At 35.6% G+C, this 1,394-nt stretch carries 1 protein-coding gene; it reads left to right on the top strand.

The features are described from left to right. The first annotated feature begins 136 nt into the window (after positions 1–136). Complete coding sequence (locus VEI_RS09250; RefSeq protein WP_059364589.1) at positions 137–1,369, top strand: ISL3 family transposase; 1,233 nt, start codon at positions 137–139, stop codon at positions 1,367–1,369. The last annotated feature ends 25 nt before the right edge of the window (positions 1,370–1,394 follow it).

Genomic DNA, 1,394 nt, shown 5'->3' with positions numbered 1-1,394 from the left:
GGCTCTATAATAAATGTTGGGGTGACACCACTACGGTGTCACTTCCAACATTATTTTTTTGCAAAAAATAAGCATATAAGGCTCACATGCTTTACAATAAAAGTGTCAAAGTCCTAAAGAAAGGATGTGAGCTTATATGCCTACTACTGATTATACTGAATTTTTACATAATGTAAAACAAGAATATATTACAAATAGCTACGAATTGGACGGAACATTTATTTTTGACATAGAAGTACCGGTAACACCACATATTTGCCCAAAATGCGGAGAAACTACAGAGCGTATTAAAGATTACCGCATACGTACGGTAAAATTTGGAAAAGTACAACGAGGACCATTAATTGGAAAATATAGACAACGTCGATATATTTGCCCTCATTGTAAGCACTCTTTTTCCGAGACCAATCCATTTGTACGAAAACATATGCAACTAAGTATAACCAATATTAATTTGTTATTTGACAAACTTACTGAAAGTGTAACCTATACTGCTATCGCTAACGAGTGTGATACATCTATTACTACAGTATTACGCTATTGCTCTATGATTACTATACCTAAGCCTAAAACACTACCTACTGTTATTGGTATTGATGAATTCAAAGGAAATGCGGAAGGTCATCAATACCAAGTCAATTTAACCAATCCAGATACACACGAAATATTAGACATTTTACCGAAACGTGATACGCAAGCATTAATCCGCTATTTTGCATCATTTAAACATAAAGATCGCGTACAAGTTAAGTTTATTGTAATGGATATGTCCATACAGTTTAAACGCATCATGGAGGCGCTATTTCCACATGCACACATTATCTGTGATCGATACCATGTGTGTCGACTTGTGGATTGGGCGGTAGAGCGAGTTAGAAAACGGGAGCAACATAAACTGGCTGCGTATTCACGTATGTTAAAACAGAATCGACGTGTGCTAATGAAACATCCAGATCATTTAACGGAAGCTGAACACATTAAGCTCTGTGAAATACTTCGAATTTCTGAAGATTTACGAAAAGCATATGCTTTAAAACTATCTTTTAGAAAAATCTTTTCAACCTATGGTAAACAAGGGATAGCTACACATTTAAAGCATTGGTTAGAATTAGTGAAAGCATCTGGTTTGAAAGAATTTAATAACTTCTTTACATCGTTTCCTGCATGGATGACGCAATTAACTAATGCATTCTTATTACCATATTCCAATGGATATACAGAAGGAACTAACAACAAGATTAAGGTATTAAAACGAATAAGCTATGGACTTCGCCACTTTGGTAGATTTAGAGTACGTATTCTACTTTTGAGCAAAAAGAATGGCACCAACCATACATATGATTGGTGCCAAAGAAGGCTCGTAGGGTGAACACCCCAACATTTGACAGAGAGCC

The organism is Veillonella tobetsuensis, assembly GCF_001078375.1.
Classification (GTDB): Bacteria; Bacillota; Negativicutes; order Veillonellales; family Veillonellaceae; genus Veillonella; species Veillonella tobetsuensis.
Note: the sequence above shows the minus strand (reverse complement) of the source record. Positions and strands in the feature narration are given on the sequence as shown.